Raw genomic sequence first — 25,798 nt, 5'->3', positions numbered from 1 at the left:
CCTCACGATCGCCGATCTCCGGCTTCTCCAACCGCCTGTGGTTCACCGCTTCTTCCCGGGATCGGCCGGGAGGGCGGACGACACAGGCCCCCGGGCGCCACCGGCGCCCGGCCGCACTGCCACGCGCGGTCGACCGGCTGTTCCACGTCGTGGCCGGGAGCACGTGGTTCAGGCTGGACGGGCACACCACGACCGTGAGCACAACGACGTCCACTTCCTGGTGGAGAAGGCGGGGCCCGGCCCCTCCTGATCAGGGCGCCGGGGGTGCGACCAGGGTGCGTTCGCGGCCGAAGCGGGTGCCGGTGGCCTGGTAGAGACCGGTTTCCCCGTCGCGCCAGCGGACGAGCAGGTCGTCCGGGTACCCGTTGCCGTCGAGGCTGCCGGCGGTCATGACCGTCGCGGCGGTCCACGGGCCGTGGCGGGGTGCCATCCGGGTCTCCCGGCCGAGTCCGGCGGGTGAGGTGTCGCGGTACTGGGTGACCTCGCCGTCGCTCCAGCGCACGAGGGTGTCCCACGCGTCGTCGCCGGTGAAGTCGCCGGTGGTGACGAGGGACGCGTTCTTCCAGAGGGCGTTGGGGGCCCGGAGCCTGTGCTCGGTACCGAAGCCCGTGGCGCCGACCCCGGTGTGGTCGGTGACCTCTCCGTCGTGCCAGCGGACCAGGAGGTCGGTGACGTGGCCGGTGGTGCCGAAGCTGCCGCCCGCCACCTGCTCCGCCTTCCGCCAGACCGAGTGGCGCGGTGCCAGGGTGATCTCCCGGCCGAGGCCCGTCCGGCGGGTGACGTCGGGGTACAGGGACACTTCCCCGTCGCCCCACACGACCAGGAGGTCGGATCCGTCGCCGCCCGCGAAGTCGCCGCCGGTGACGGTCTTCGCGTGCGTCCAGGTGGTGTTCCTCGGTCTCAGCCGGTGCTCGGCGGTGAAGCCGCCCCTTCCGTCGCCGCTGTAGAGGGTGGTCTCGCCGTCGCCCCAGACGGTGATCACGTCCCCCTTGCCGTCACCGGTGTAGTCGCCGGAGGCGAGGAGCCTGGCGTGCCGCCAGGTCCGGGCGGAGCCCAGGGAGAAGGACCGGGAGGGCGGCCGGTAGGGATCGGCCCGGTGGCCGTGCCGGTTGTTCTTCGCGTCCTGGTACAGGGCGAAGAAGGCGTCCTGGTGCACGGGGCTGTAGGTGATCCGGCCGTAGAGGGGTTTGCTCCCCGGGGTGTCCGGGCCGCCTCCGTTGTAGCCGCCGACGTTCCCGACGATCACGCCCCTGCCGGTCTTCTCGTCGATCCGTGAGAACCAGGGGCCGCCGGACACGCCGGCCCACATGCCGGCGCAGTCGACGCGCATCTGCTGGTAGCCGGGCAGGCGGCCGGTGCGCACCGTGCACCGTACGGCCCGGTCCTCGGGGTCGTTGCCCGTCGCGGGATAGCCGACGACGGTCACGGTCTGGGCGAAGGACCCCGTGCGAGCGAGCGCGTTCGCGCCCGTCACGTCCTGGAGCCGCCGGCCGCCGTTGGTGACGACGCGGCCGAAGGCGAAGTCCAGGTCCGAGGCGGCCTCCTTGGTGTTGGGGGTGTACGCGTCGTACGCGAACCACTCCCCTACCGGCCAGATCCCGTACGGCTGCCGCCCCGCGGAGGCGCCCGTCCGGTACTTCGGGACGAAGGCGGCCCGCCTGCCCGTGGCGCAGTGACCGGCGGTGAGGATCAGGCTGCCGCCCGGGCTGTCGACCACGCTCGCCGAGCACATGTGCCGGCGCAGGTCGCCGCCCTGGACGAACAGGATCCCCACCGTCACCAGCCCGCCGAAGTGCCGTGCGCGCGGGCCCGGTTGCGGTCCCGGAACCAGGGTCCGGGGCAGGTCTTCCGGGGTCCGGCCGTCGGTCCGGCCGTCGGTCCGGCCGGGGCCGCCACGGGCCATCGGGGTCGCCGCCGCCATGGCCTCCGACGTCCAGAACGCCTCCGCCCGGGCCACGGCGAGGTCGTCCGCGGCGGCGGATGCCGGGGTGGGCGGCGGCGACCCGGCGGGGGCCGCGGCCGGCGGGTCCGCGGTGGCGCTCGCGGTGGCGACGGACGGGAGCAGAACCAGGATCAGGACCAGGAGGGTGCGCAGGACCTGACGGGGCGGAGGAGGACTCCCCCGGTGCTCGTGGCCGTGCATGCGTGGCTCCTCGCCTGGACCTCTGCCGTCGACGTCCACCACAAAAGCCGCAAATCTTCCGCAATGCAACGAACGAAACCCGTCAGTCGAGGGCTGTCCTCGTACGTGCGGCGGACATGCGTGATCATGACCGGATGGACGCTCGTTTCCTCGGCATCGCCGAGCTGGCCCAACCCCCGTCCGTCGCGGTCGTGGTGGACGTCATGCGCGCCTACACGGTGGCCGCCTGGGCCTTCGCCCGGGGGGCGGAGAAGATCGTACTGGCCGAGTCGCTGGAGGAGGCCCTGGCGCTCAAGGCGCGCCATCCGGACTGGGTGGCGCTCAAGGACGGTGCGCGGGCGCCCGGGTTCGACGCGGTCAATTCACCGGGTCTGCTGCGGTCCGCCTGCCTGAGCGGGCGGACGGTGGTGCAGAAGACGACCGCCGGGACGGTCGGCGCCCTCGCGGTCAAGGAGGCGTCACTGGTGCTGTGCGCCGGCTTCGTGGTGGCTGAGGCCACGGCCCTGCTCCTGCGGGCGCGCGGGTGTGACGAGGTCACGTTCGTCGTCACCGGCGAGGACGGGCGGGCCGAAGAGGACCTGGCGTGCGCCCAGTACATCGCCCGGCGGACCGGCGAACCCGCGACGGACGCGGCCGGGTTCCTCCGCCGCGCCGGCGCGTCGCGTGCCGCCGCCGAACTGGCGCAGGGCCTGCGCGACGGAGCCCACCCCGACGACGTCGCGCTCTGCCTCGAACTCGACCGCTTCCCCTTCGCCATGGTGGCGGCCCAGGAGGACTCGCTGATGGTCCTGCGCCGCGTCGACCCGCCCGCGCCGCCCGGACCCGCCCCTTCGGCCTGACCGGACCCCCAGGGCCGACGCCGGGCCCCGCGCGGCCGTCAGCGCGGGCCGTGCGGGGCGCGGGCTTCGGCCGTGGTCTTCAGATCGCCCAGCCAGGCGTCGAGGCCCTGACGGAGGATCGCGGTCGCGGTGGGGACGTCGGCGTCGACCTGGGGCCCCGTGTGGGTCTCCTCGGTGCTCACCCGGACGCCGTCGCGGGTCTCGGTGAAGTTCCACACGTGGACGCCGTCGATGCGCAGCCCCTCCCCGGTCGCGGGGCCCGTCCAGCGGATGCAGGAGTACCGGGCGAGCCGGTCCACGGTCGAGGTGATCTCCAGACTGGTGGCCGGAGTCGGGTTGGGGGGCACGGGGGTCGCCCACCGGAAGACCGAACCCGGCCGGAGCGGGCCCTCGTCCAGACGCTTCGCGGCGGTCACGGGCCCTTGCCAGGAGGGCCAGCCCTCGACGTCGCTCTGGAGCTTCCAGACCGTGCGCAGCGGCGCGTGGATGAGGATCTCGGCCCGGTGGCGGACGCGGGCGTCGGGGTCGACACCGGCTCCGCGGCAGGTGAGGGGGCGGGCGGTGCGGTCCCCCGGGGAGGCGGCCGCCCCGGCCGGGGCCGTGGCGGTGCCGAGCAGGCCGACGGCCAGCGGGAGGCTCAACAGGGCGACGCGGAATGCGGTGCGGCGGTTGCCGGACATGGGGTTCCCCTTCGACGTGCGACGGGCGGACGGCCCGGGTGTTTCAGGCCGGATCGACCGTTAGAGGCTATAACCCAGAGTCAGTGATAATCAATAGGTCGCGTAATACCTTCTAACGTCCGACCGGTGGTGGTCCGCGGGCTCGGGGACGGGCGCCCGCAGCAGCCGGGCGGCGGGGGCCTCAGGCCGCCGGGACCTCGGCCAGGATCAGCCGGCCCACCGCGTCGCCCAGGACGGCACGCGCCTGGGCGTCCAGTTCGCTGTCGGAGACGAAGTAGTCGATGTCCGGCAGGGCGATGAACTGGCTGAGGCCGACCACGCCCCACTTCGTGTGGTCGGCGACGACGGCCACCTGCGCGGCGGAGGCGATCAGCGCGCGGTTGGTCTGCGCCTCCGCCAGGTTCGGGGTGGTCGCGCCCGCGCGTTCGGTGACGCCGTGCGCGCCGATGACGAGCAGGTCCACCCGGAGGGAGCGGATGGCCTGGTCCGCCAACGGGCCGACCAGGGAGGCCGACTTGGTCGGGCTGCCGCCCGTCAGCAGCACGGAGTGCCCCGCGGAGCCGTTCTCCGCGCCGGCCTTGCGCAGGAGTTCGGCGACGGGCAGGGAGTTGGTCACCACCGTGAGGCCCGCGACGTCCAGCAGCCGGGTCGCCACGGCGTAGGCCGTGGTTCCGCCCGAGATCGCGACGACGCTGCCCGGCTTCACGAGCGCGGCCGCGGCTTCCGCCACCGCCGCCTTGGCCCGTGATTCGAGGACGGCCTTGGTCTCGAAGGACGGTTCGTCGCCCGTCGTGCCGGTGGCCCTGATGGCACCGCCGTGCACCTTGGCGAGGGATCCGCCCCTGGCGAGCACGTCCAGATCACGGCGTACGGTCATGTCGGAGACGCCCAGGCGTTCCACGAGCTCGGCCACCCGCACGGCTCCGTCGCGGCGGACGATGTCGAGGATCAGGGCCCTGCGCTGGGGGGCCAGGCGTGCTGCTTCCGTCATGCTTCTCGTCCCCGCTCCTGCGCCCGTCGGCCGTGCGCGCGGTCGGGGACGCACGGTCCGGGACACACGGCACCTCTCACAAACGAACAGTCTACTGTTCGATCATCCGACGCGGTGGGCCCCTGCCGCACCCCTGCCGCAAGGGAGAAGGCCATCGGGTGCGGCTCGCGGTCGAGCCGCACCCGGGAGACCGAACAAGAACCAACGAAAGTCCGCAAGCTGCTAGCGGGTGATCCATTCGTTGGAGACGGTGACCTCGTCCAGGACGTCCTTGAGCGGTTCGACGCCGAGGCCGGGGCCCGTCGGGACGTCGAGGTGTCCGTCGGCGTCGAGGACGAAGGGCTCGGTCAGGTCGGTGGCGAAGTAGCGGCCCGAGCCGGAGGTGTCGCCGGGGAGGGTGAAGCCGGGCAGGGCGGCGAGGGCGACGTTCGCGGCGCGGCCGATGCCGGTTTCGAGCATGCCGCCGCACCAGACGGGGATGCCGTGGGCGCGGGCGAGGTCGTGGATGCGCCGGGCTTCGAGGTAGCCGCCGACGCGGGCCGGCTTGACGTTGATGATCGAGCAGGCGCCCAGGGAGATCGCGGCGGCCGCGTCGGCGGCGGACTCGATCGACTCGTCCAGGCAGACGGGCGTGCGCAGCCGCTTGGCGAGCTGGGCGTGCTGGACCATGTCGTCGTTGGCCAGGGGCTGTTCGATCAGGAGGAGGCCGAAGGCGTCCAGCTCGGCGAGGTGCTGGGCGTCGACGAGGGTGTACGCGGCATTGGCGTCGACCTGGAGGAGGAGGTCGTCGCCGAAGCGTTCGCGGACGGCGCGGACGGGGGCCACGTCCCAGCCGGGCTCGATCTTGAGCTTGATCCGGACGTAGCCCTCCTCCACGTAGCCTTCGACGGCGTCGAGGAGTTCGGGCAGGGAGTCCATGATCCCGACGGAGACTCCGCAGGGGACCCGGTCGCGGGAGGCGCCGAGGTGGGCGGCGAAGGACTGGCCCGTAGAGCGCAGCTGGGCGTCGAGGACGGCCGTCTCCAGCGCGGACTTGGCCATCTGGTGGCCGGTGAAGGGGTGCAGGACCCGGCCGACGGTTTCGGCGTCGACCCCGTCCTCGGGGAGCGCGGGGATCAGGAACCGGCGCAGGACGTCCTGGGCGCCGTCGACGTACTCCGAGCAGTAGCGCGGCTCGGACATGGCCGCGCACTCGGCCCAGCCCTCGCCGTCCTCGGTGACGACCCGGACCAGCAGCACGTCGCGGGCCGTCTCGGTGCCGAAGGAGGTGCGGAAGGGCGCGACGAGCGGCATCCGGACGCGGCGGAGTTCGATTCCGGAGATCTTCACGACTGGTGGCTCCTGAGGGGTGCGGGGGCGGCGGGCAGGGGGGTGCGGGTGAGGACGTAGGAGGTCCGGTTGTGGAAGCCGGTGACCCGGGCGCCCTCGGCGAGGAGGCCGCCGAGGGTGTCGCGCACGGCGACGCGCCAGGCCCGGGCCGCCGCCGGGTCCTTCCGCCGGAGCGCTTCGATGTCCTCGGGGACGTCGATGAGCACGGTGTCCGAGTCGGCCGGGCCGCCGCGGGGGTGGCCGTCGACGTCCCGTAGCCCGTGGGCGGCTCCCGCGGCAAGGGCGCCGGGCGGTGGTGCGCCGCCCGCGCTGAGGTCCCAGGCGGCCAGGACGCGGTCGGTGTCGTCGCCGCCGTTGATGGCGTCGTGCATCGGGCCGTAGAAGGACGGGAGGTACTCCTCGGGGCGTGCGCCGAGCTTGCTGAGGTTGAAGTGGGCGTTGCGCCGGACGAGGGGGTCGTAGGTCCAGGTGATGCGGGAAAGGCCCCGGTCCAGGGCCCATTGGCGCTGGTGCAGTTTGAGGGCGAGGCCGATGCCGCGGCCCATGGCCGTACCGGTGATGTGGGAGTGCAGGGTGGTGCCCACGGGTGCGGCGAGGAACGCGAGGGACGCGCCGACGAGGCGGCCGTTCTCGTAGGCTCCGGCCACGTAGTTCCCGCCGTGGGACAGGGCGCGCATCATCTCCACCGGGACGGGGGCGCTGCCGGTGCCGGTGTGCCAGATGTCCGCGTAGAGGCGGTGGATGTCTTCGAAGTCCTCGATGGCGTGGAGTTCGCGCAGTTCGAGTGCGGTCATTGGACGGCTCCGACGAGGTGGGCCAGGAGCGCGGCGCGCTCCGGCATCGTGGCGGTGACGACGTGTTCGTGGTCGGCGTGGGCCCCGTCGCCGACGGCGCCGAGGCCGTCGAGGGTGGGGCAGCCCACGCCCGCGGTGTAGTTGCCGTCCGACGCGCCCCCGACGGAGGCCTGCCGCAGGGGGGCGAGGCCGAGGCCGGCGGCCCGTGCGGCGGCGACGTCGAACAGGTGGGCGGAGGCGGTGTGGTCCAGGGGCGGACGGTTGGGTCCGCCGCCGATGTCCAGGCGGGCGCCGGGCAGCCGGGGGCGCAGGCCGCGCAGGAGTCGGTCGACGACGGCCTGCGCGTCGGGGGTGGGGACCCGGACGTCGATGTTGAGGGTGGCGAGGGCCGGGACGGTGTTGTTGGCCGTGCCGGCGGCCATCAGGGTGGGGGTGAGGGTGGTCCCCGGGCCGGTGCGCGTGGTGGCGGCCGCGGCGACGTCCTCGATGGCGAGGACCTGGTGGGCGAGTTCGACGGCGGCGTTGATCCCCTTCTCGGGATCGAGGCCGGAGTGGGCGGCGCGGCCGTGGACGGTGATGTCGTAGATCGACACGCCCTTGCGGCCGGTCTTGAGCGCGCCGCCCGGGGCGGAGGGTTCGGTGACCAGGGTCGCGGCGCAGCGCCGGGCGAGGTCTTCGATGAGGGGCCGGGAGGTGCCGGAGCCGACTTCCTCGTCGCCGGTGATCAGGACGCAGACGCCGTCGAGGGACGGCAGCGAGGCCAGGGCGTGGAAGGTCTGGACGAGGCCGGCCTTCATGTCGAAGACGCCCGGTCCGCGGGCGATCCCGTCCCGCACGCAGAAGGGGTGGGTGGCCAGGGTGCCGATGGGCCAGACGGTGTCGTGGTGGCCGAGCAGCAGGACGCGGGGGGTGCCGAACGTCCACAGCAGGTGGCTGACGCCGCCGGTGACGAGGAGTTCGGCGGGGGCCCCGAGCAGGCGTCGGCCCTGGTCGGCGACGACGCGGGCGCTGCGTGCGACCGCCTCGTGGTCGGCCGAGTAGGACTCGCAGGTCACGAGTTCTTCCAGGTCGGCGAGCATGGCGTCGAGGTGCGTCGCGCCTCCTGCTCGTGGGAGGGGGGTTCCGGGGTCTGCCGGCACGGGTTCGTCCTTCGGGGGTGGGTGGGTTGGTGGCCACGGTAGGCAGGGGCGCGCGGGCGTGGTTCGTCGCCGGGTCACCGGTCCGGGGGCCCGGTTCGTGGCGGGGACCCAAGTCGGGTGGACGGTGGTGCGCGGCACCGGCCGTGGGCCGGTGCCCGGCTCCGGTCAGCCCATGTGGTCGGTCATCAGGCGGCGCAGGTTCGTCCCGAGGACTCCGAGGACGTCCGCTTCGGGCATGCCCCGGCGGACGAGGGCGTCGGTGAGCAGCGGCATCCCGGCGGGCCCTTCGAGGCCGGGGAAGGTGAACTGGGGGTCCTCGTCGTCGAGGCTCTCGCAGCAGGGCGGCGTGACGTCGTGGATGATCTCGCGGACGAAGTCGGATCCGAGGCCGACGTGGCCGGGCCCGGTGAGGGACACGACGTGTTCGATGTGGTCGACGATGCGGTCCACGTCGACCTTGGCCTGGTCGTCGGTGAGGAAGTCGGGCACGAAGTTCACGCAGACGACGCCGCCGGTCGCCGCGACGCCGCGGATCTGGTCGTCGGTGAGGTTGCGGTGGTGGTCGCGCAGGGCGCGGGCGCAGGAGTGGGTGGCGATCAGCGGACGGGTGGCGATCTCCAGGACGTGGGCGACTCCGGTGGCGGAGAGGTGGGAGATGTCGAAGAGCATGCCGAGGCGCTCCATTTCCTGGAGGGCCCGGACGCCGGGGGCGGTGAGGCGGCTTCCGGTGGCGTCCTCGCGGCTGCCGTCGGCGAGGGGGGTGCGGCCCCAGTGGGCGATGGAGGCGATCCGTACGCCGAGCCGGTGGAGGGTGGGCAGGAGTTCGACGGAGGTGTCGATGCCGGGTGCGCTCTCCAGGGCGAGGACGAGGGCGATCCGGCCGGTGGCGAGGGCGGCGTCGATGTCGGAGCCGCTGAGGCACAGGGCGACCGCGTCGGCGTTGGCCTCGGCGAGGACGTGCGCGCATTCGATCATGCGGAGGGTCTGGCGGAGGGAGCCTTCGGGACGGTACTGGTCGTCGATGAAGACGGGCAGGACCTGGATGTCGATGCCGCCTTCGCGCAGTTGGGGGAGCCAGCGCTCGCGGAAGAAGCTCCCCCAGCGCTGCGGGGGGCGTGCGCAGACGGCCATGAGGAGGTCGTTGTGCGCATCGGCGACGACGGCGCGCCGGTGCAGGTCGCGGGAGTAGCGCGGGGCGGAGCGGTCGTGGGGGTCTCGGGGTGCCACGGTGCGGCCTTTCGTTCGGAGTGCGGAGCTCACGGGGGGGGTGCGGTCAGTTCCGGACCAGGCGCGGGACCGCGTCGAGGAGGGTGCGGGTGTAGGGCGCCCGGGGCCGGGTGATCACGTCGTCGACGGGGCCGGTTTCCACGAGGCGGCCGTGGCGCATGACGGCGACGGCGTCGCAGACGTACCGGACCACGGCGAGGTTGTGGGAGATGAAGAGCATGGTCAGGCCGAGTTCGGCGCGCAGGTCGCGGATGAGGTTGAGGACGGCTCCCTGGACGGACACGTCCAGGGCCGAGGTGATCTCGTCGGCGATGAGCACGTCGGGCCGGGCGGCCAGCGCGCGGGCGATGGCGACGCGCTGGCGCTGGCCGCCGGAGAGCTCGCGCGGACGGCGGCCGGCGCAGGAGGCGGGCAGGGAGACGAGGTCCAGGAGGCGTTCGGTCTCGGCGCCGCGCCGGGCCCGCGGCACGCGCAGGCCTTCCGCGATGGCGTCGCCGACGGTCATGCGCGGGTTGAGGGAGGAGTACGGGTCCTGGAAGACCATCTGGACGCGGCCGCGGTCGACGCCGGTGACGGTGCCGCGGTGGGGCACGAGACCGGCGACGGCGCGGGCCAGGGTGGACTTCCCCGATCCGGATTCGCCGACCAGGCCGGTGACCGTTCCCTCGGGGACGGTCAGGCTGAGGCGGTCGACGGCGGTGACGTCCCCGAAGCGGACGGTGAGCTCGTTGATGATCATCAGGCCTCCCAGCAGGCGACCGCGTGCCCGTCGGCGCGGTCGGCGAGTTCGGGTCGGGTGGCGCAGCGCGCACTGACCTGCGCGCAGCGGTCGGCGAAGGCGCAGCCGGGGCCGACGTCGGCGGGTGCGGGCTGGCGGCCGGGGATGGTGGTCAGGGGGCGGCCGCGGTCGGTGTCCATGTCGGGCAGGGATCCGATCAGTGCCCGGGTGTAGGGGTGCCGGGCCCGGTGGAGGGCGTCGGCCGGGAGTTCTTCGACGACCCGGCCCGCGTACATGACCACGACGCGGTCGCACAGTTCGCTGACCACGGCGATGTCGTGGGAGATGAAGAGGGCGCCGGCCCGGGTGTCGTCGACGGCCTCGCGCAGGACGCGCAGGACTTCGCGCTGGACGGTCACGTCGAGGGCGGTGGTGGGTTCGTCGGCGATGATCAGGCGGGGGGTGCCCATGAGGCCCATGGCGATGACGGCGCGCTGGCGCATCCCGCCGGACAGTTCGTGGGGGTACTGGCGCACCACGTGCGCGGGGTCCTTGATGTGGACGGCCGCCAGGCGTTCGACGGCGCGCCGCTCGGCTCGGGCGCGGGTCGCGCCGTCGTGGAGGGTGGCGACCTCGGCGAGCTGGCCGCCGACCTTGAGGGCGGGGTTGAGGGAGGAAGTGGGGTCCTGGAAGACCATCGCGAGGCTGGAGCCGAGCGTCCTGCGGCGTTCGGCCGGGCCCAGGGTGTCGGGGTCGGTGCCGCAGAGCAGGGTGCGGGCGGCGGTGACGGTCCCCGGGTGGGGGACGATCCGTCCGACCGCGGCGGCGGTCATGCTCTTGCCGCTGCCGGACTCGCCGACCAGCCCGACGATCTCTCCCTGTCCCACGGTCAGCGACAGTCCGCGGACGGGGGTGATGCCGCCGGGGAAGGTGACCGTGAGGTCGCGGACCTCCAGGACCGCTCCGGGCACCGGCGGACCGGCCGCCGGGGGGACGGCGGCGACGGCCGGACCGCGGGCGGGGGCGGGGGCGGTGCGGGCCGCGGCCTTGGCGGCGGCGTCTCCGAGGAGGGTGAAGCCCAGCCCCGCCAGGGTGACGGCGAGGGCGGGGGCGATGACCACCGAGGGGGTGACGTAGACGTGGCCGAACGCCTCGTTCAGCAGGCGGCCCCAGTCGTAGTCGGGGGCCTGGACGCCCATCCCGAGGAACGACATCGCCGACAGGCCGAGGAGGGCGGCGCCCGTCGACTGGGCGACGTTGAGGATGAGGGGTTCGGCGATGTTGGGCAGGACGTGCCGGGTCAGGATGCGGTGGCGGGGCACCTTGAGCATGCGGGCGGCGGCGATGTAGTCGGAGCCGGTGACGGTCGTGGCCAGGTTGCCGGTGAGGCGGGCGAAGGACGGGGCGAGCGCCACGCCGATGCCCAGGACGGCGCCCCTGGCGCCGAGTCCGGCGACGACGGCGGTGAACATCGCCAGCAGCAGCGCGGGGAAGGCCACCAGCAGGTCGACCACCGCGATGACCGCCCGCCCGGCCCGGTAGGGAAGGACCGCGGGGAGCGTGCCGAGGAGGATTCCGGCGAGGGTTCCGATCAGCGTGGCGATCAGGGCGAGGCCCAGGGTCAGCCGCGTCGCGGCCAGGGTGCGGGCGAGGAGGTCGCGGCCGAGTGCGTCGGTGCCCAGCCAGTGCGCGGCGGAGGCCCCTTGGCTGATGTCGGCGGGCTCGATGCGGGCCGCGGCCGCGCCCCACAGCGGCGGGCCGGCGATCGCCAGGGCCACGACGAGGAGGACGAGGGCGGAGCCGGTGAGTGCGGCGGGGGTCTTCCACGGGCGGCGCATCAGACCTCCCGGCGGGCGCCGGCCGGGGCGGACGTGGGGTCGAGGACGGCGAGGAGGAGGTCCACGAGGAAGTTGACGAGGAGGACGAGCGCCCCGTAGACGAGGATCATTGCCTGGGCGACCGGATAGTCCTTCTGCGTCACGGCCTCGACGGTGCGCAGGCCCAGGCCCGGCCAGGCGAAGACGCTCTCGACCAGGACGCTGCCGGTGATCAGGCCGCTCAGCAGGAGGCCGCCCATGGTGAGCGTGGCGGTGAGCGTGTTGGGCAGCAGGTGCACGGCGTACAGGCGCCGGGACGGCAGCCGTTTGGCGTGGGCCAGGCGCATGTAGTCGGTGTCCAGTTCACGGAGGGTTTCCACGCGGGCCAGCCGGGCGATCATCGCGGCCGGGGCGATGGCGAGGGCGGTGACGGGCAGCACGTAGGAGGCGGGTCCGGTGAGCCCGGCCGGGGGCAGCAGGTCCAGGCCGAGGCCGAAGACGAGCAGCAGGGCCAGGCCGTAGAGGTACTCGGGGATGGCGACGGCGGCGCCGGTGGCCGTGGTGAAGGCGGTTTCCGTCCGGGGGGCGCGCCCGTTGTGGGTGCGTACGGCGCCCCAGAGGCCGAGCGGAATCGCGACGGCGAGGGCGAGCAGGGTGGCCAGGACGGCGAGTGCGAGGGTGTGGGGCAGGCCCTGGCCGATGATGTCGGCGACGGGCTGGCTGGAGAAGAACGAGGTGCCCAGGTCGCCGGTGAACAGGTGCTGGACGTAGTGCGCGAACTGGGTGGGGAGGGGGTCGTCGAGGCCGAGGTCCGCCCGGCGGGCGTCGATGAGTTCCCGGGGGGCGGTCGGGCCGAGCATCTGCCGCAGCGGGTCGCCGGGGATCAGGTGGATCATCGCGAAGGACGCGACGACGAGGACGGCCAGGGACAGCAGCAGCCGCAGGAACTGCCGGGCCAGCAGGGCCGGATGCAGTCTGCGGGCCCGCCGCGCCGGGGTGGGTCCGGGGTCGGGCGCCGTGGTGGCGGCGGTCACTTGGTGGCTCCCGTCATGCGGATCGACGTCGCGTCGAAGAGGCCGTTGGTGATGCGGAACGTGGCGTCGTGGGCGGCGACGGTGAGGGTCTTGTCGACGACCGGGACCAGGTCGGCGCTGTCGAACAGGGCGCTCTCCGACCCGGCCCACTGCGCGCAGCCCGCGCTGCCGGGCAGGGCGCTCGCGGCCGCGGTGAGTTCCTCGTACCGGATGTTGGTGAGGTGGGCGAAGTTCTCGCCGCCGGGCGTGACGGGGCCGGACAGCATCCCGGTGAGCTGGGTGGGCAGGGCGACCCCGAGCGGCGCCCAGTCGACGTCCCAGTCCTGGGTGTCCAGTTCGATCTCGGCGTACGCGGCGTCGGAGACGGCCCGCAGCTTCACCTCGGCTCCGGCTCTGGTCCAGGCGTCGGCGAGGTACTCGGCGGCGGCCGCCATGGTCTCGCCGGAGGAGGCGGAGTAGATCATGCGCAGGGTGAGCTTCCCGCCGTCCTTGGTACGGACGCCGCCGCCCGCGCGGTGCCAGCCCGCCGCGTCGAGGGCGGCCGCGGCCGCACCGGGGTCGAAGGCGGGCAGGTGGCCGGTGACGGTGTCGCCCGGGCAGGGCCGGGGCGCGGTGACCAGGCCGGTGGGCGCGGCGCCGGTGCCGCCGGTGGCGATCGCGCCGAGCGCTTCCAGGTCGACGGCGCGCAGCAGGGCCTTGCGTACGGCCGGGTCCTGGCCGGGGTGGCCGGCGCCCTGGTGGAAGAAGAACTCCTGGGTGCCGTTGGGCTGGACGGTGGTGCTCACGCCGGGGAGTCGGCTGACGCGGGCCCGGTCGGGTCCGCCGAGCTGGGCGCCGTTGAGCTGGTGGGAGGCGAGCATGTTGGCGACGGTGGCCTCGCTGCCGAGGACCTTCAGGACGACGCGGCCCGGCATGGCCGGATCGGCGGTGGTGGCCCCGCCCGGGCCCCAGGCGTAGTCCTCCCGCCGGGTGAAGGTGTAGCTCTGTCCGGCTTTCGCCCCGGTGAGCCGGAACGGCCCCGAGCCGGAGGTTCCGTCCGCCAGGAGCGTGCGGTCCGTCAGGCCCTTGCCGCAGACCACGAACAGGTAGCGGGTGGATTCCAGGATGAAGGCGAAGGGGCTGGGGGTGGACAGGGTCACCGTGCCGGCGGCGTCGTCGGCCCGCGCGCTCAGCCCCTCGGGCACCAGGACGCCGTAGGCGGGCGATCTGGTGGCCGGATCGGTGAGGTGGGCGACGTTGCGCGCGACCGTGGACGCGGTGACGGGGCTCCCGTCGGAGCAGGTGACCCCCCGGCGGAGGGTGAAGGTCACCTGGGTGGGGGTGACCTTCCAGCTGTCGGCGAGACCGGAGACGATCCGGCCGTCGGCGCCGGTGTTGACGAGGGTGTCGTAGGCGAGGGACAACGCCGTGTAGGTGGTCGTCTTCTGCACCTGCGCCGGGTCGAGCAGGCCCGGATCGCTCTTGATGGCGAAACTGAAGGCGTCGCCGCCGGACGATCCGGCGGGCGTGGCGCCGCAGCCGGCCACCAGCAGCGACGCCGCGATACACGCGGCGGCCGCTTGCGCTCTTTTCATGGGGGGCTCCTTGGGGCGGGAGAGTTGCCCCACAGTCGCGGCTGGTGGCCGGAAATGATTCGGCCGGGAGGACAAAGACCGCTCACCTGGTTCGGACCGGGGTCCCAATGGGGGGCCGGACCGCCGTGCCGGACCGCGCATGAGGGCACCCCGGACCGCGGGAGCGGTCCGGGGTGCGGACGTACGTGTGTCGGGGCGGTGCCGGCGGTCGGGGTGCTGCCGGGGCCGGGGTGGTGCCGGGGCCGGGCTGGTTCAGGGGTTGGCTGGTTCAGGGGCGGGAGCGCAGGTGGTCGACGGCGATCCGGGCCGCCCGGCCGATCGCGCGGTCCACGCGCGGCTGTCGGGTGGCCGCGGACGACGTCCGCAGGAACACGCCCACGGCGTACCGGGTGCCGTCCGCGAACTCGACGACACCGGCCTCGTTGCGGACGGCGAACTCGGTGCCGGTCTTCCCCGCGACCGCCCCGCCGTCAGGGAAGCCGGAGGCCAGGCGGTGCTGCCACACCTGGCGGCGCATGATGTCCCGCACCTCCGCGCACGCCGGCGCGGGGCCCGCCGCGTCGTGCCAGATCGCGGCCAGCAGCGCGGTGACCCGGCGCGGGGTGCTGGACGGGCTGCGGGCCGGGTCGTTGGCGCCGAGGGCGAGCAGCCGCTCCTGTGGGATGCCGGCCAGCTGGTCGTCGAGGGACCGGGCCGGGTCGAGGCCGAGCTCGCGCCGGATGTCGTCGTCCAGCCCGGCGCAGGAGGACACCCCGAAGTCCTCGAAGCCGAGGCCGTCCAGCGTCCGGCGGACCCGGTCGAGGCCCACGACGTCCAGGAGGAGGTCGGTGGCCGCGTTGTCGCTGATCGTCATCATCATGAAGGCCAGGTCGCGGGCGCTCATCTCGACGTCGTGGAGGCAGCCGTCGGTACCGGACCCGCCGGCCCGGTGGGCGGCGGTGACGGTGTGCCGTGCGGCCGGGTCCAGTTCGCCCGCCGCGCTCTGGCGCGCGTACTCCAGGGCGATGGGGATCTTGAACACGGAGGCGAGGACGACCCGCTCGTCCGGCGCGAAGCCGAACTCCGCGTCGGTGTCGAGGTCGCGGACGTGGACGAAGCCCTCCGACCCGGCCTGCGCGAAGGTGTGGGCGAGGGCGGTGGCGACCTGGGCGGGATGTGCCGTGCGCGCGCTCATGGGCAGGCTCCTTCCTGGGGTGTGGCCGCGCCGGGGAGGCGGCGCAGGTGGTCCACGGCGGCCCGCGCGGCGGCGCCGATCGCGGTGTCGGCGGCCGGATCGCGGCCGCCGAGGGCGCGGGTGCGCAGGAACACGGCGACGGCGTAGCGTCCGCCGTCGGGGTACTCGACGACGGCGGCCTCGTTGAGGATTCCCCACAGGGAACCGTTCTTGGCGGCGACCTTGACGTCGTCGTCGAAGCCCGCGGCCAGCCGGTGCGTGGACAGCTGCCGGCTCATGAGGGCGCGTACCTCCGCGCAGGCCCGCGCGGGACCCGCTTCGTCCCGCCAGATCGCGGTGAGCAGGGAGGTGATCTCCCGGGGCGTGCTGGAGGCGGTGCGGGTGGGGTCGAGCATCGTGAGGGCGCGCAGGCGCGGTTCCGCGATCCCGTCGAGCTGGGCGTCGATGTCGCCTTCCGGGTCGATGCCGAGTTCGTGCCAGACGGGGTCCCAGAGGTCGCGGTAGCGGCCGACGGGCATGCGCGGGCAGCCGAGTTCGGTGACGAGCGCGCGGACCCGGTCGGTGCCGAGGAGCTCCATGAGTTTGTCGGTGGCGGCGTTGTCGCTCATGGAGAGCATGAAGAACGCCAGGTCGCGGGTGCTCAGGGTGACGTCGTGGAGGCAGCTGTCGGTGCCGATGCCGCCGCCCTCGCGGTTGTCTTCGGTGATCGTGTGCCGGGCGGCCGGATCCAGTTCGCCGGCGGCCACGGCCCGGGCGTAGGCGAGGGCGACGGGGATCTTCCTGAGGGAGGCGACGATGACGGGGGCGTCCGCGCGAAAGCCCGCCTCGGCGCCGGTGCCGAGGTCGCGGGCGTGCGCGAACCCTTCGGCGCCGGCGGCGTCGAAGATCGCTTGCAGGGTGGTGGCGGCCTCGGCGGCCGCCGGGTGGAGCGGGGTCATGAGGGGGTCCGATCTGCCGGGGGGTCAGGCGCGCTTGGGGGTGGCACGGCCGCCGTAGTGCAGGTAGCGGGTGCCGTCGGGGCGGTCCTCGAAGACGACCGCGTCCCGGGCGGCGCCGTCGTCGGCTTCGACGTCCTGCGGGGTGTCGCCGCCGCCCGCGGTGGCGCGGGCGAGGAAGGTGCGGCGGTCGACGGCGGTGAGGTCGAGCTCGCGCGGCCGGGCCAGCCCCGCGAGGATGCCGGTGGGCTCGGTGCGCATCCGCAGTCCGCCTTCGCGCCGGGTGACCCGGATGCGGCTGCCGGCCCGTTCGTAGACGCCGGTCAGAAGGCCGGTGTCCACCTCGGCCGGCCGGACGGGCGCGGACAACGGGGGCGGCACGCGAAGGCCGTGCAGGCTGCCGAGGAGTTCGCCGATCAGGCGCTGCTGGAACGCGGCCGCGTGGCCGCCGTTGACGAGCAGGGTGACGACCGTGCCCAGGTCGGGCAGCATCCACAGCATGGCGTGCTGGCCGATGGTGTCCCCGCCGTGCGAGGCGACCCGGTGGCCGTCCCAGGTGTCCAGGGCCCAACCGATGCCCCACTGGCTGCCGCCCTCGTACGGGTTGGGCAGGTCCGCCTGTGCCACCAGCATCGCGGCGGGGTCGGCGAGCAGCGCGCCGGGGGTGAGGTGGGCGCGGGCGAAGGCGACGACGTCGGCGGCCCGGGCGCAGATCAGGCCCGCCGGGCCGACCGAGCGGGGCAGGCCCCAGGCGGGTGCCGGTGTTCCGTCGTCTTCGTGGCCCATGGCCGCGCCGAACCGCAGGACGTCCTCGGGCAGGGTCGCGGTGTGGGTGAGGCCGAGCGGTCGGCAGATCTGCTCGCGCAGGGCCTGGTCCCAGACCTTCCCGGTGAGCCGCTCGACGATCCGCCCCGCGATCACGAACCCGGAGTTGCAGTAGGAGTGGGAGTCGCCGACGGGAAAGGTCTGCTCCAGACCGGCGCACGCGTCCACGTAGCGGGCGAGGCAGTCGTCGCCGCGGCCGGTGTCGAGGAACAGGTCTCCGTCGATGCCGGACGTGTGCGTCAGCAGGTGCCGTACGGTGATCGTCCGGCCCGCCCGCTCGTCCCCGACCCGAAAGCCGGGCAGGAGGTCGGCGACCGGCGTGTCCAGGTGGAGCAGGCCCTGTTCGGCCAGCAGCATCAGCTGGGTGGCGGTCCACACCTTGGTGACCGATCCGATCTGGAACAGCGAGTCGGTGCGCACCGGCGCCCCGGTCGACGTGTTCAGCACCCCCGTCGCCGCTTCGTGGAGGGCGCCGTCGTACCAGAACGCCAGGCTCGCGCCCGGCACCCGCAGCCGGGCCGCGAGGACGGCGAGACGGTTCGCCCAGTGGTCGATGTCGGGCTTCACGCGGACCCTCCGGCTGGTGTGGTGGTGGACAGGCCGGAAGCGTAGGCACGGCCGCGCGTCCGCTGTTCGTCCGCGCGGACGAACCGGCGGGGCCCGGCTAGGCCGCGCGCACGACTCGGCGGGCGTGCGGCGTTCCTAGGGTGGGCCCGAGTCCGAAGAGCCCGAGGAGACGACGATGCCGCTGATCGACCGTGATGACTGCGCCCTGGTAGTCATCGACGTCCAGACCGACTTCTACCCGGCCCGGCGCCTGGACGTGGACCGGCAGCGCTTCCACGAGATGGTGCTGCGGACCGCGTGGATCACCGCCGTCGCCGACCGGCTGGACGTCCCCGTCGTGGTGACCGAGGAGGATCCCGGGCACAACGGGCACACCGAACCGGAGATCGTCGGCGTGTTGCCGAAGACCGCGGTGACCCTGCCCAAGAACGCCTTCGCCGTGTGGGACAACCCCGCCATCGCGGCGGCGATCGAGGCGACGGAGCGGACCACCATGGTCCTCGTCGGCATCGAGACCGACATCTGCGTCGCCCACTCCGCGCTCCGGCTGCACCAGGCCGGCAAGCGCGTCGTGGTCGTCGAGGACGCCGTCTACTCCCCCGGCGCCGCCCACGAGCGGGGGCTGCGGCGCCTTGCCGGAGCCGGGGTGGAGCTGCTCTCCGCGAAGGAACTCTTCTACGACTGGATCCGCACCAACGAGCGCGCCGACGCGTTCCACGACGCCCACCGCGAGCTGGCCGTCCCGCCGGGCGTGCGCCTCTGACCGGGACGGCGGACGGGAAGCCGCCCGGCCCTCACGGGCCGGGCGGCTTCCCGCGTTCCGGCCGGTGCCGGCGCCGGGACTTCAGGGGGCCGGCGGCTCTTCCCCGGCGTCGGCGCCGCGGCCCGGGGTGTCCATCAGGCGCAGCTGGAGCATCGCGGCGAACCGTGCGGAGGGGTCCTGGAGATCGAGCTGTCCCACCTCGGCGACCCGCCGGATGCGGTAGCGGAAGGTATTGGGGTGGACGAAGACGCTCGCGGAGGCGGCGATGACGTCCCCGAAGGCGTCCAGCCAGGCCCGCAGGGTCTCCACCAGGTGGGCGTTGTGCCGGGCGTCGTAGGCGGCGAGGCGGGCCAGCGGATCGGACAGCTCGTCCCGGTGGGCCGCGGCGAGGTCGCGCATCTCCAGGAGCAGTGCGTCGGTGTACACGTCGGCGATGGAGGCGACCTTCCTCCCGGCGGGGGTGTTGAACAGCACCCGCAGCGCCCGGTCGGCGTTCGCCCGTGAGCGCGCCAGGGCCGCGGGTTCCCCGGCGATGGAGCCGACCCCGATGACGGCGCCCGGGCGTTCGCCGGTGCGCTGGAGGAAGTTCGACGCCATCCGCACCGCGCGTTCGCGCCCGGACAGGGGGTCCCCCGGCGCCGGGACGATCGCGTACGCCACCTCGCCGAGCAGGGCGACGGCGGCGCGCGGCTGCACGGCGGTGATGTGCACGGCCAGCGCACTGGTCAGGCGCTGGCGTTCGGCCGCCAGGTGGGCGTGGTCCTCCTCGGGCCGTGGCCCCACTCCGAGGGCCATGACCAGGGCCGGCTCGTCACGCAGTCCGAGGCGGCCGAGCGCGTCCCCGGCGCCCGGTCCGCCCTCCAGGACGGTGGCGACGAGATCGGTGCGCAGTCGGTTCCCGGCGTCGGCGCCCGCCCGGAAGCGGAGCATGTGCAGGGCCACCAGTTTGGCCGCGTCCTTGAACGCGTTCTCCCGTGCGGCGGTGAGCGGTTGCCTGACGGCGGCCCACATGGAGCCGAGGACCTCTTCGCCCGCCCGGACGGCGATGGCCACCCGGGGGATGGCGGTCTCGCCCTCGCTGATCGTCGCGGGTTCGATGTGGACCGGTTCGTGACTGCGGTAGATCTCCTTGAACACCCCGCGGCCCTCCAGGATCCGTACGTATCCGTCGGGTACCTGCCGGGCCAGGATGGTGGCGACGCGCGAGGAGTCGGCTTCGTCCTGGCGGCCGGAGAAGGCGAGGATGCGCTGGCGCCGGTCCTCGATGGTGATCGGGGCGTCGAGCAGCGTGGACACCGCGTTCGCCAGGGCGAACAGGTCACCGGAGGGGACGCCGCCGAGCATCTGTCCGTCCTGCTCGCCGACGTCGCCCTCCGCGAGGAGGGTGCGGAGCATCGCGGCGAGCTGTGCCCAGGACGCACCGCGGGTCAGGGCCAGCAGCGCGATCCCGGAGGCCGCGACGGCCTCGGACAGTTCCCGGGCGTCCTCGTCCTCGACGGGCCCCCGGACCACCAGGGCGGCGGCCCGGTGGTCGGCCAGTGCGCGCAGCCGGGCGGCGATCTCGTGGGTGCCGCGGACGCCGGGGTCCAGGACGATGGCGTGCGGCGGGTACTGCTGGTCGTCGTGCGGGTCGTGGATCGCGACGCCGCCGATCTCCGGTGCGCCGGTGACGTCGCCGTGCAGGAGGTCGAGGAGGGTCGGGCCGAAGTCGTCGAGGACCCGGCTCAGGCTCCTCGGGGGATGAGTCGACACGTGCCTGATCATCTCCGCAGGTTAGAGGCGCTCAGGCCGTCCCGGTTGGTTCCCGCCGACGACATTACCCCGCCGTAACCGTCCCCTGCCACGAAGTACGGGGGGCCTGCCACAGCCTCGCCAGGGCGAGGTCGACCAGGGCGTCGGTGGAATCTGTCAGCGGCAGGACGCGTGCTGCGGGCCCGCTGACCAGGGGGATCTCGGTGCAGGCGGCGATGACCGCCTGCGCGCCCCGGTCCGCGAGGCTGTGGACGGCCCGTTCGATGCACCGCTCCGCCGCGTCGCCGGCGGAGCCGGCCTTGACCGCGCGGATCGCCGGGTCCACGCACTCGCGCTGGACGCGGTCGCAGACCTGGAGCACCTCCAGGCCGAGCCGGTGCCCGGCGCGTTCGTACAGGGCCGCCGTGCGGGTCCCGCGCGTCGCCAGGACGCCGATCCTGCGCGTTCCCGGCGCCCGGCCCGCGGCTGCCGCGAGGGCGGCCCCGACCATGTCGAGCACTTCGACGCCCGCGGCGCGGGACACCTGCCCGAGGAAGGCGTGCGCGGTGTTGCAGGGCACGGCGAGGCAGGTGGCGCCCGCCCGGCTCAGCCAGCGCGCGCCCTCGACCATCGCCGGGACGGGGGACGGGCCCCGGCCCAGCAGGGCCGCCGTCCGGTCCGGGACGCCCGGGTCGGCCCACATCAGCACCGGCAGGTGCTCCTGGTCCCGGCCCGCCGGGGTGCCGCGCACCAGCCGCCGGTAGAACTCCGCCGTGGCGAGCGGGCCCATTCCGCCGAGGATGCCCAGCGTCGTGCGGCCGTGCCTCATGCCGTCACCCCCGGAGCTGCGACTTCGTGGGGGGAGGGGTGATCGTGAGCGCACACTGCGGGTCCGCCTTCCGGGACGCGTACGGGACATCCGATGCTCCCCGCGGCCGCCCCGTCCGCGCTCGTGGGCAGCTCCGAATCCGGGCCCCCGGTGTGGGAGCCCGGTCCCAACACGGCGGCCGTCCGCGCGGCTTCACTGACCGCCGGAAGCGAATCCCCGCCGCCCACCACCCGCACCCGCACCCGCACCCCGCGAAGTGAAGGCCCCCGCATGCACACGCACGACCCCGCCCTGACGGACCTCGTCCTGGACCACCTGCGCACCCTCCTGCGCGACGGGCCCCGGCTGAACCAGCCCGGTCAGGGCGACAAACTCGACCGCGCCCTGGCGGGAGCCATCACCGCCGACGGCAGTGATCCGGCGGACGTCCTGCGCCTCTACGGCGAGCACCTCGCCCCCACCGCCATCGGCGTGGACAGCCCCCGCTTCCTGTCGTTCGTCCCCTCCGCCCCCACCGAGGCGGCCCGGCTCTTCGACATGATCGTCTCGGCCTCCTCCGTCCAGGGCGTCTCCTGGCTGCTCGCCGCCGGGCCCATCGCCGCCGAGAACCAGGTCCTGCGCCTGCTGGCGGATCTCGCCGGACTCCCGGAACAGGCGGGTGGCTGCTTCGTCTCCGGCGGATCCGCCGGGAACCTCTCCGCCCTCGTCACCGCCCGGGAGACCGCCCGCCGCACCCGCGGCACGGACCCCGGCGGACCGGTCCGGATCGCCGTCTGCGACCAGGCCCACTCCTCCATCGCCAACACCCTGCGCATCATCGGAGCCGAACCCCTCCTCGTCCCCGCCCACGACGACCGGCTGACCGGCCCACGGCTGCGCGCCGCGCTCGAAGCCGACCCCCACCCCGAGAACGTCATCGCGGTCGTCGCCACCGCCGGCACCACCAACACCGGCATCGTCGACGACCTCGACACCGTCGCCGGCACCGCACGGGCCCTCGGGCTGTGGCTCCACGTCGACGGCGCCTACGGCGGCGCCGGGCTCCTGGCCCCCAGCGTCCGCGCCCGCTACCGGGGCATCGAGCACGCCGACTCCGTCGTCATCGACCCCCACAAGTGGCTGTACGCGCCGCTGGACTGCGCGGCCCTGCTCTACCGGGAACCCGCGCTGGCGAAGGCCGCGCACAGCCAGCACGCCTCCTACCTCGACGTCCTCCAGGACGACGGCCCGGACGTGTGGAACCCCTCCGACTACGCCCACCACCTCAGCCGCCGCGCCCGTGGCCTGCCCCTGTGGTTCTCCCTCGCCGTGCACGGCACCCGCGCCTACACGGCCGCCGTCGAGAGCGCCCTCTCCCTCGCCCGGGCGACGGCCGGCCTCGTCCGGGACGCCCCGCACCTGCAGTTGCTGCGCGAACCCGACCTGTCCGTCGTCCTGTTCCGCCGCACCGGCTGGACGGCGCAGGACTACCACCGCTGGTCGGACCGGCTCCTGGCGGGGCAGACCGCCTTCGTCGCCCCGACGCGCCACCGGGGCGAGACCGTCGCCCGGCTCGCCTTCCTCAACCCGGCCACCACCCTCGACACCGTCCGGGAGGTCCTCGACACCACCGCCTGAGCGCCCGGGCCGCGGGCCGCCGCGGCGGCGTGCGTCACCGCCGCTGACCGGCGGCCGGTTCCCCGGAGGGCAGCCAGGTCCCGTGCAGGCCCAGGGGGACCCGTACCGGGATGCGGATCCGGGCGAGCGGGCCGGAGGCCGGGGCGTCGGCCGGGATGACGAGGAACCAGCTGGCGCCGTCCGTACGGTCGGTGGCGAAGGTCAGCCAGTGGCCCTCGCCATCGGCGCCGCCCGGTGTCGGCGCGAACACCGGCTCCCCGACGGACAGGTCACCGGCCGGCCACAGTTCGCTGCCGCCGCCCTGGACGTCGTACCAGCGCAGGGCGTCGTGTTCCCCGGGGAGGAGGTCCCGGGTGCCCGAGCCCGCGGCGGCGGCCAGGCGCCGGTGGCGGCGCCCGACGAGGCGGTCGTCGATCCTCGGCAGTTCGATCGCGCTGTCGTCGAGCCGGGTCCGTCGCATCGTGCCCGCCTCCGGGTCGATCACCGCGCGCACCAGGCCCCCCGGGTTGGGGCCGCCGGACACCGGGCCCAGTGCCAGGTGGTCCCACTGCACGTAGTCGAGCACCACGTTCCCGGCGCCGGACCGCCCGCCGCGCCCCGTGCCCCCGTCGCCCGCCGCTCTCTCGTCCTCGCTTTCGTCCTCGCCCAGGTCGTACGCGTTCACCGTGTGCCACATCCAGTAGGCCTCGTCGGAGGCCTGGCGCACCGGGCCGCCGTCGCGCGGGACCAGCAGGATCCGGGTCCCGCGTTCGGGCCGCCACGTCACGAACGAGCCGGTGCCGGCCATCGCCCCTTCGATGTCGAAGAAGGCGGGTGCCAGGACCAGGACGACGAACCGCGCCGTCAGCGCCATGTCATGGATCATCATCGGCTCGTCGACGGTCTCGATGACCGTCGGACCGCGCCGCACCTCACCGCCCGGACCGATCACCGACCAGGTCAGGAAGGGCGGTTCGATGCCGTAGCAGAAAACCACCATCTCCCCCGTGCGCGGGTCGGTCTTCGGGTGGGCGGTGATGCCGGCGGGCAGCGCCCCGCCGAACGTCTCGCGGCCCAGGGTGTCGAGGTCCGGCGACAGCCGGAACGGACAGCCCGATTCCGCGAGGGCCAGCAGGCGGCCCGCGTGCCGCACCACGTTGATGTCGGGCAGGTCCTTGAAGGTGTCCGCGAGGTCGGCGGGCACGTCGGGCTCACGCGGCATGACCAGCGATTCGAGCCCGCCCCAGAGCGCCCGCCCGGCCCGCTCCTCCGCCAGGACGGCGGGGGTGCGCACGAAGCGGTTGCGGTAGCGGACGGTGCCCTCCCGGATCCACACCCCGTGCAGCATCCCGTCGCCGTCGAGGGGGTACAGGTACGAGCCGATCGGGCTGAACCGGGGGTTCGGGCCGTTGCGCAGGTAGGTGCCGTCCAGGCCGTCGGGGAGCCGGCCCTCCACGCGCAGGCCCACCTCGTCGACCTCCTCCGTCACCGGGGCGAACGCTCCGCTGAGGTGGGCGACCCGGGTGGGGTCGAAGGGGCGGGTCGGGTGCGTTCCCATGTGTCGCCTCCGGGGATCTCCTCGGCGTCTCCCCCGCGCCACATTCAGTCAAGCCCTCCTGCGGGGGCGGGGCAACCAGGGGCCCTCAGCGCTCGCCGCCGGCCGGGGGCCCGTCCCGCAGGACGAGTCCGGCGACGGCGGTCGCCGTGAGGAGCCCCGCCGCCATGAATCCGCCGCGCGAGCGCCAGGACAGCACCGCCCAGCGGGACCGGGCGGACAACAGCGACCCGGTGCTGAGCCAGGAGGCGGCCGACAGGAGGGAGAGGGAGGAGCCGATGGAGGCGGCGGACAGCGCGGAGCCCACCGAGCCGATGGACAGCACCGAGCCCACGGACCCGATGGAGAGCACCGAGCCGACCGAGCCGATCGACAGCACCGAGTCCTGGGACCACAGGGAGAGGCGGGACCGGTCGGCCCGGAGCACGTACGGTTCGGTCATGGGCCCATCCTGGCACGCGCGGCCCGGGCTCTCCCACCCCCCGGCGGTGCGCTCCGTCAGACCCGGCGCCAGCGGGCCATGGCCCAGGAGAACAGACCGAACAGCACGAATCCGGCGGCCACCGCCACCAGCAGCCAAGGACCCGCCGGGGTCTCGGTGAACGTGCGCAGGGTGTCGTCGACGCCCTTCGCCTTCGCCGGGTCGTAGCTCATCGCGGAGTGCACGACGAAGCCGCCGGCCACGGCGAAGACGGCGCCGCGCGCCAGACCGCCGCCCACCCCGAGGACCTCGACGGCCTTGCGGACCCCATCGGGCTGCCGGGCCATCGCCAAGTGCTTGCGGAAGGTGCGCCGGACCGCCTGCACGGCGATCACGACGCCGCCGATGGCTATGCCCACCCCGGCCGCCCCCACCCACCACGGGCCGCCGGGCAGTTCGAGGGCCCGGGCGGTCACGTCCCGCGACTGTTCGTCGCCGGACTGCCCGCCGCCGGAGCCCGCGGCGAACGACAGCACCGAGTAGGCGACGGTCCCGTAGAAGACGGCCCGCGCCGCCGAGGCCAGCCGCTTGCCGGCCTTGTCCCCGTCGGGGCCCGCCGCACCCAGCACGGCCTCCGACAGGCGCCACAGCGTCATGCAGACCAGGCCGATGCCCACGGCCCACACCAGGACGCCGCCGAAGGGCTTGTCCGCCAGTTCCTGCAACGCGCCCGTACGGTCGGCTTCCTCACCGCCGTCGCTCTCGCCGAACGCCACGCGCACCGCGATCACGCCGATGAGCACGTACAGCAAACCCCGTGCCACCAGCCCGCAGCGGGCCATCACCCCACGGGCCGTACCTCCCTTGGAGGCCGCCCTCACACCCTCACGTGCCGCTTCGCCAGCTGTCATGCACCCGCGACTACCCCCCGCACCCCGCTCCATTCCCGGCCGGACGGGAACGCGAAAGCGCCCGGCCGGGGGTCCGGTCGGGCGTTCGGGTGCGGCCGCGTGCCGCTGCTGGGGGGGGTGTCCGCTGGTGGCTCAGTACCAGTGGTGGGACTGCCAGAAGTTCCAGGCGCCGACGGGGCTGCCGTAGCGGGAGTTCATGTAGTCCA

The 25,798-nt window shown here is 74.1% G+C and carries 22 protein-coding genes; 3 read left to right on the top strand and 19 right to left on the bottom strand.

Translation table 11 applies throughout. The annotated features are described in order from the left end of the window. Positions 1-250 precede the first annotated feature (250 nt). Complete coding sequence (locus ACGFXC_RS35980) at positions 251-2,143, bottom strand: trypsin-like serine peptidase (protein ID WP_393719139.1); 1,893 nt, start codon at positions 2,141-2,143, stop codon at positions 251-253. Positions 2,144-2,277: 134 nt separating this feature from the next. Here ACGFXC_RS35980 and ACGFXC_RS35975 point away from each other — a divergent pair, with 134 nt between their 5' ends. Next, positions 2,278-2,982: a 2-phosphosulfolactate phosphatase gene (locus ACGFXC_RS35975; protein WP_393719138.1), complete on the top strand. Its 705-nt coding sequence runs from the start codon at positions 2,278-2,280 to the stop codon at positions 2,980-2,982. Between the two features lie 38 nt (positions 2,983-3,020). On the opposite strand, the gene ACGFXC_RS35970 is transcribed toward ACGFXC_RS35975, so the two are convergent. The 13 genes from ACGFXC_RS35970 to ACGFXC_RS35910 all read right to left on the bottom strand — a co-directional run bounded on the left by ACGFXC_RS35970 (position 3,021) and on the right by ACGFXC_RS35910 (position 17,786). Continuing rightward, positions 3,021-3,662 carry an SRPBCC family protein gene (locus ACGFXC_RS35970; protein ID WP_393719137.1) on the bottom strand — a complete coding sequence of 214 codons (642 nt, stop codon included), beginning with the start codon at positions 3,660-3,662 and terminating at the stop codon, positions 3,021-3,023. Positions 3,663-3,843: 181 nt separating this feature from the next. Continuing rightward, entirely contained in the window at positions 3,844-4,653 is an 810-nt protein-coding gene (locus ACGFXC_RS35965; RefSeq protein WP_393719136.1) for a DeoR/GlpR family DNA-binding transcription regulator, read from the bottom strand. Between the two features lie 222 nt (positions 4,654-4,875). Continuing rightward, positions 4,876-5,982 (bottom strand): o-succinylbenzoate synthase, encoded by a 1,107-nt coding sequence (gene menC / locus ACGFXC_RS35960; protein ID WP_393719135.1) that lies wholly within the window; start codon positions 5,980-5,982, stop codon positions 4,876-4,878. Next, positions 5,979-6,776 (bottom strand): GNAT family N-acetyltransferase, encoded by a 798-nt coding sequence (locus ACGFXC_RS35955; RefSeq protein ID WP_393719134.1) that lies wholly within the window; start codon positions 6,774-6,776, stop codon positions 5,979-5,981. The genes menC and ACGFXC_RS35955 overlap by 4 nt, the downstream gene beginning before the upstream one ends. Next, a complete protein-coding gene (locus ACGFXC_RS35950; protein WP_393719160.1) occupies positions 6,773-7,855 on the bottom strand; it encodes a M20/M25/M40 family metallo-hydrolase in 1,083 nt (360 codons plus the stop codon). Before ACGFXC_RS35950 ends, ACGFXC_RS35955 begins: the two co-directional genes overlap by 4 nt. Before the next feature lie 225 nt (positions 7,856-8,080). Continuing rightward, positions 8,081-9,142: a dipeptidase gene (locus tag ACGFXC_RS35945; RefSeq protein WP_393719133.1), complete on the bottom strand. Its 1,062-nt coding sequence runs from the start codon at positions 9,140-9,142 to the stop codon at positions 8,081-8,083. A 46-nt stretch (positions 9,143-9,188) separates the two neighbouring features. Then, complete coding sequence (locus tag ACGFXC_RS35940; RefSeq protein ID WP_393719132.1) at positions 9,189-9,881, bottom strand: ABC transporter ATP-binding protein; 693 nt, start codon at positions 9,879-9,881, stop codon at positions 9,189-9,191. After that, positions 9,881-11,698 carry a dipeptide/oligopeptide/nickel ABC transporter permease/ATP-binding protein gene (locus ACGFXC_RS35935; protein ID WP_393719131.1) on the bottom strand — a complete coding sequence of 606 codons (1,818 nt, stop codon included), beginning with the start codon at positions 11,696-11,698 and terminating at the stop codon, positions 9,881-9,883. Before ACGFXC_RS35935 ends, ACGFXC_RS35940 begins: the two co-directional genes overlap by 1 nt. Then, the gene (locus ACGFXC_RS35930; RefSeq protein ID WP_393719130.1) at positions 11,698-12,711 is read right to left on the bottom strand and encodes an ABC transporter permease; all 1,014 of its coding nucleotides are present in this window, start codon (positions 12,709-12,711) and stop codon (positions 11,698-11,700) included. The genes ACGFXC_RS35935 and ACGFXC_RS35930 overlap by 1 nt, the downstream gene beginning before the upstream one ends. Continuing rightward, positions 12,708-14,285 (bottom strand): ABC transporter substrate-binding protein, encoded by a 1,578-nt coding sequence (locus ACGFXC_RS35925; RefSeq protein WP_393719129.1) that lies wholly within the window; start codon positions 14,283-14,285, stop codon positions 12,708-12,710. Before ACGFXC_RS35925 ends, ACGFXC_RS35930 begins: the two co-directional genes overlap by 4 nt. 268 nt (positions 14,286-14,553) lie before the next feature. Beyond that, a complete protein-coding gene (locus ACGFXC_RS35920) occupies positions 14,554-15,459 on the bottom strand; it encodes a serine hydrolase (RefSeq protein ID WP_393719128.1) in 906 nt (301 codons plus the stop codon). Beyond that, positions 15,456-16,397 (bottom strand): serine hydrolase, encoded by a 942-nt coding sequence (locus ACGFXC_RS35915; protein WP_393719127.1) that lies wholly within the window; start codon positions 16,395-16,397, stop codon positions 15,456-15,458. Before ACGFXC_RS35915 ends, ACGFXC_RS35920 begins: the two co-directional genes overlap by 4 nt. Positions 16,398-16,421: 24 nt before the next feature. Then, the gene (locus ACGFXC_RS35910) at positions 16,422-17,786 is read right to left on the bottom strand and encodes a serine hydrolase domain-containing protein (RefSeq protein WP_393719126.1); all 1,365 of its coding nucleotides are present in this window, start codon (positions 17,784-17,786) and stop codon (positions 16,422-16,424) included. A gap of 175 nt (positions 17,787-17,961) precedes the next feature. On the opposite strand from ACGFXC_RS35910, the gene ACGFXC_RS35905 reads away from it, so the two are divergent. Then, positions 17,962-18,549, top strand: coding sequence for an isochorismatase family protein (locus ACGFXC_RS35905; RefSeq protein ID WP_393719125.1), 588 nt, complete (start codon positions 17,962-17,964; stop codon positions 18,547-18,549). 81 nt (positions 18,550-18,630) lie between these two features. Here the strand turns inward: ACGFXC_RS35905 and ACGFXC_RS35900 are convergent, their stop codons facing one another. Together ACGFXC_RS35900 and ACGFXC_RS35895 are read right to left on the bottom strand one after the other, a co-directional pair. Then, positions 18,631-20,301 carry a PucR family transcriptional regulator gene (locus ACGFXC_RS35900; protein ID WP_393719124.1) on the bottom strand — a complete coding sequence of 557 codons (1,671 nt, stop codon included), beginning with the start codon at positions 20,299-20,301 and terminating at the stop codon, positions 18,631-18,633. A gap of 64 nt (positions 20,302-20,365) precedes the next feature. Continuing rightward, entirely contained in the window at positions 20,366-21,109 is a 744-nt protein-coding gene (locus tag ACGFXC_RS35895) for an aspartate/glutamate racemase family protein (RefSeq protein ID WP_393719123.1), read from the bottom strand. A gap of 270 nt (positions 21,110-21,379) precedes the next feature. Here ACGFXC_RS35895 and ACGFXC_RS35890 point away from each other — a divergent pair, with 270 nt between their 5' ends. After that, positions 21,380-22,726 (top strand): pyridoxal phosphate-dependent decarboxylase family protein, encoded by a 1,347-nt coding sequence (locus ACGFXC_RS35890; protein WP_393719122.1) that lies wholly within the window; start codon positions 21,380-21,382, stop codon positions 22,724-22,726. A gap of 34 nt (positions 22,727-22,760) precedes the next feature. Here ACGFXC_RS35890 and ACGFXC_RS35885 read toward each other — a convergent pair whose 3' ends face one another. The 3 genes from ACGFXC_RS35885 to ACGFXC_RS35875 form a co-directional block, all read right to left on the bottom strand. Further along, positions 22,761-24,263, bottom strand: coding sequence for a carotenoid oxygenase family protein (locus ACGFXC_RS35885; RefSeq protein WP_393719121.1), 1,503 nt, complete (start codon positions 24,261-24,263; stop codon positions 22,761-22,763). Positions 24,264-24,348: 85 nt separating this feature from the next. After that, positions 24,349-24,702: a hypothetical protein gene (locus tag ACGFXC_RS35880; protein ID WP_393719120.1), complete on the bottom strand. Its 354-nt coding sequence runs from the start codon at positions 24,700-24,702 to the stop codon at positions 24,349-24,351. 56 nt (positions 24,703-24,758) lie between these two features. Continuing rightward, positions 24,759-25,592 carry a DUF1206 domain-containing protein gene (locus ACGFXC_RS35875; RefSeq protein ID WP_393719119.1) on the bottom strand — a complete coding sequence of 278 codons (834 nt, stop codon included), beginning with the start codon at positions 25,590-25,592 and terminating at the stop codon, positions 24,759-24,761. Positions 25,593-25,798: the final 206 nt, after the last annotated feature.

The organism is Streptomyces sp. NPDC048507, assembly GCF_043199995.1.
Lineage (GTDB): Bacteria > Actinomycetota > Actinomycetes > Streptomycetales > Streptomycetaceae > Streptomyces.
Note: the sequence above shows the minus strand (reverse complement) of the source record. Positions and strands in the feature narration are given on the sequence as shown.

What these genes read in the sequence shown, in the direction of transcription:
- ACGFXC_RS35980 (WP_393719139.1), bottom strand. Translation starts at nt 2,143, where the DNA reads ATGCACGGCCACGAGCACCGGGGGAGTCCTCCTCCGCCCCGTCAGGTC.
- ACGFXC_RS35975 (WP_393719138.1), top strand. Translation starts at nt 2,278, where the DNA reads ATGGACGCTCGTTTCCTCGGCATCGCCGAGCTGGCCCAACCCCCGTCC.
- ACGFXC_RS35970 (WP_393719137.1), bottom strand. Translation starts at nt 3,662, where the DNA reads ATGTCCGGCAACCGCCGCACCGCATTCCGCGTCGCCCTGTTGAGCCTC.
- ACGFXC_RS35965 (WP_393719136.1), bottom strand. Translation starts at nt 4,653, where the DNA reads ATGACGGAAGCAGCACGCCTGGCCCCCCAGCGCAGGGCCCTGATCCTC.
- ACGFXC_RS35955 (WP_393719134.1), bottom strand. Translation starts at nt 6,776, where the DNA reads ATGACCGCACTCGAACTGCGCGAACTCCACGCCATCGAGGACTTCGAA.
- ACGFXC_RS35950 (WP_393719160.1), bottom strand. Translation starts at nt 7,855, where the DNA reads ATGCTCGCCGACCTGGAAGAACTCGTGACCTGCGAGTCCTACTCGGCC.
- ACGFXC_RS35940 (WP_393719132.1), bottom strand. Translation starts at nt 9,881, where the DNA reads ATGATCATCAACGAGCTCACCGTCCGCTTCGGGGACGTCACCGCCGTC.
- ACGFXC_RS35935 (WP_393719131.1), bottom strand. Translation starts at nt 11,698, where the DNA reads ATGCGCCGCCCGTGGAAGACCCCCGCCGCACTCACCGGCTCCGCCCTC.
- ACGFXC_RS35925 (WP_393719129.1), bottom strand. Translation starts at nt 14,285, where the DNA reads ATGAAAAGAGCGCAAGCGGCCGCCGCGTGTATCGCGGCGTCGCTGCTG.
- ACGFXC_RS35920 (WP_393719128.1), bottom strand. Translation starts at nt 15,459, where the DNA reads ATGAGCGCGCGCACGGCACATCCCGCCCAGGTCGCCACCGCCCTCGCC.
- ACGFXC_RS35915 (WP_393719127.1), bottom strand. Translation starts at nt 16,397, where the DNA reads ATGACCCCGCTCCACCCGGCGGCCGCCGAGGCCGCCACCACCCTGCAA.
- ACGFXC_RS35905 (WP_393719125.1), top strand. Translation starts at nt 17,962, where the DNA reads ATGCCGCTGATCGACCGTGATGACTGCGCCCTGGTAGTCATCGACGTC.
- ACGFXC_RS35895 (WP_393719123.1), bottom strand. Translation starts at nt 21,109, where the DNA reads ATGAGGCACGGCCGCACGACGCTGGGCATCCTCGGCGGAATGGGCCCG.
- ACGFXC_RS35890 (WP_393719122.1), top strand. Translation starts at nt 21,380, where the DNA reads ATGCACACGCACGACCCCGCCCTGACGGACCTCGTCCTGGACCACCTG.
- ACGFXC_RS35885 (WP_393719121.1), bottom strand. Translation starts at nt 24,263, where the DNA reads ATGGGAACGCACCCGACCCGCCCCTTCGACCCCACCCGGGTCGCCCAC.
- ACGFXC_RS35880 (WP_393719120.1), bottom strand. Translation starts at nt 24,702, where the DNA reads ATGACCGAACCGTACGTGCTCCGGGCCGACCGGTCCCGCCTCTCCCTG.
- ACGFXC_RS35875 (WP_393719119.1), bottom strand. Translation starts at nt 25,592, where the DNA reads ATGACAGCTGGCGAAGCGGCACGTGAGGGTGTGAGGGCGGCCTCCAAG.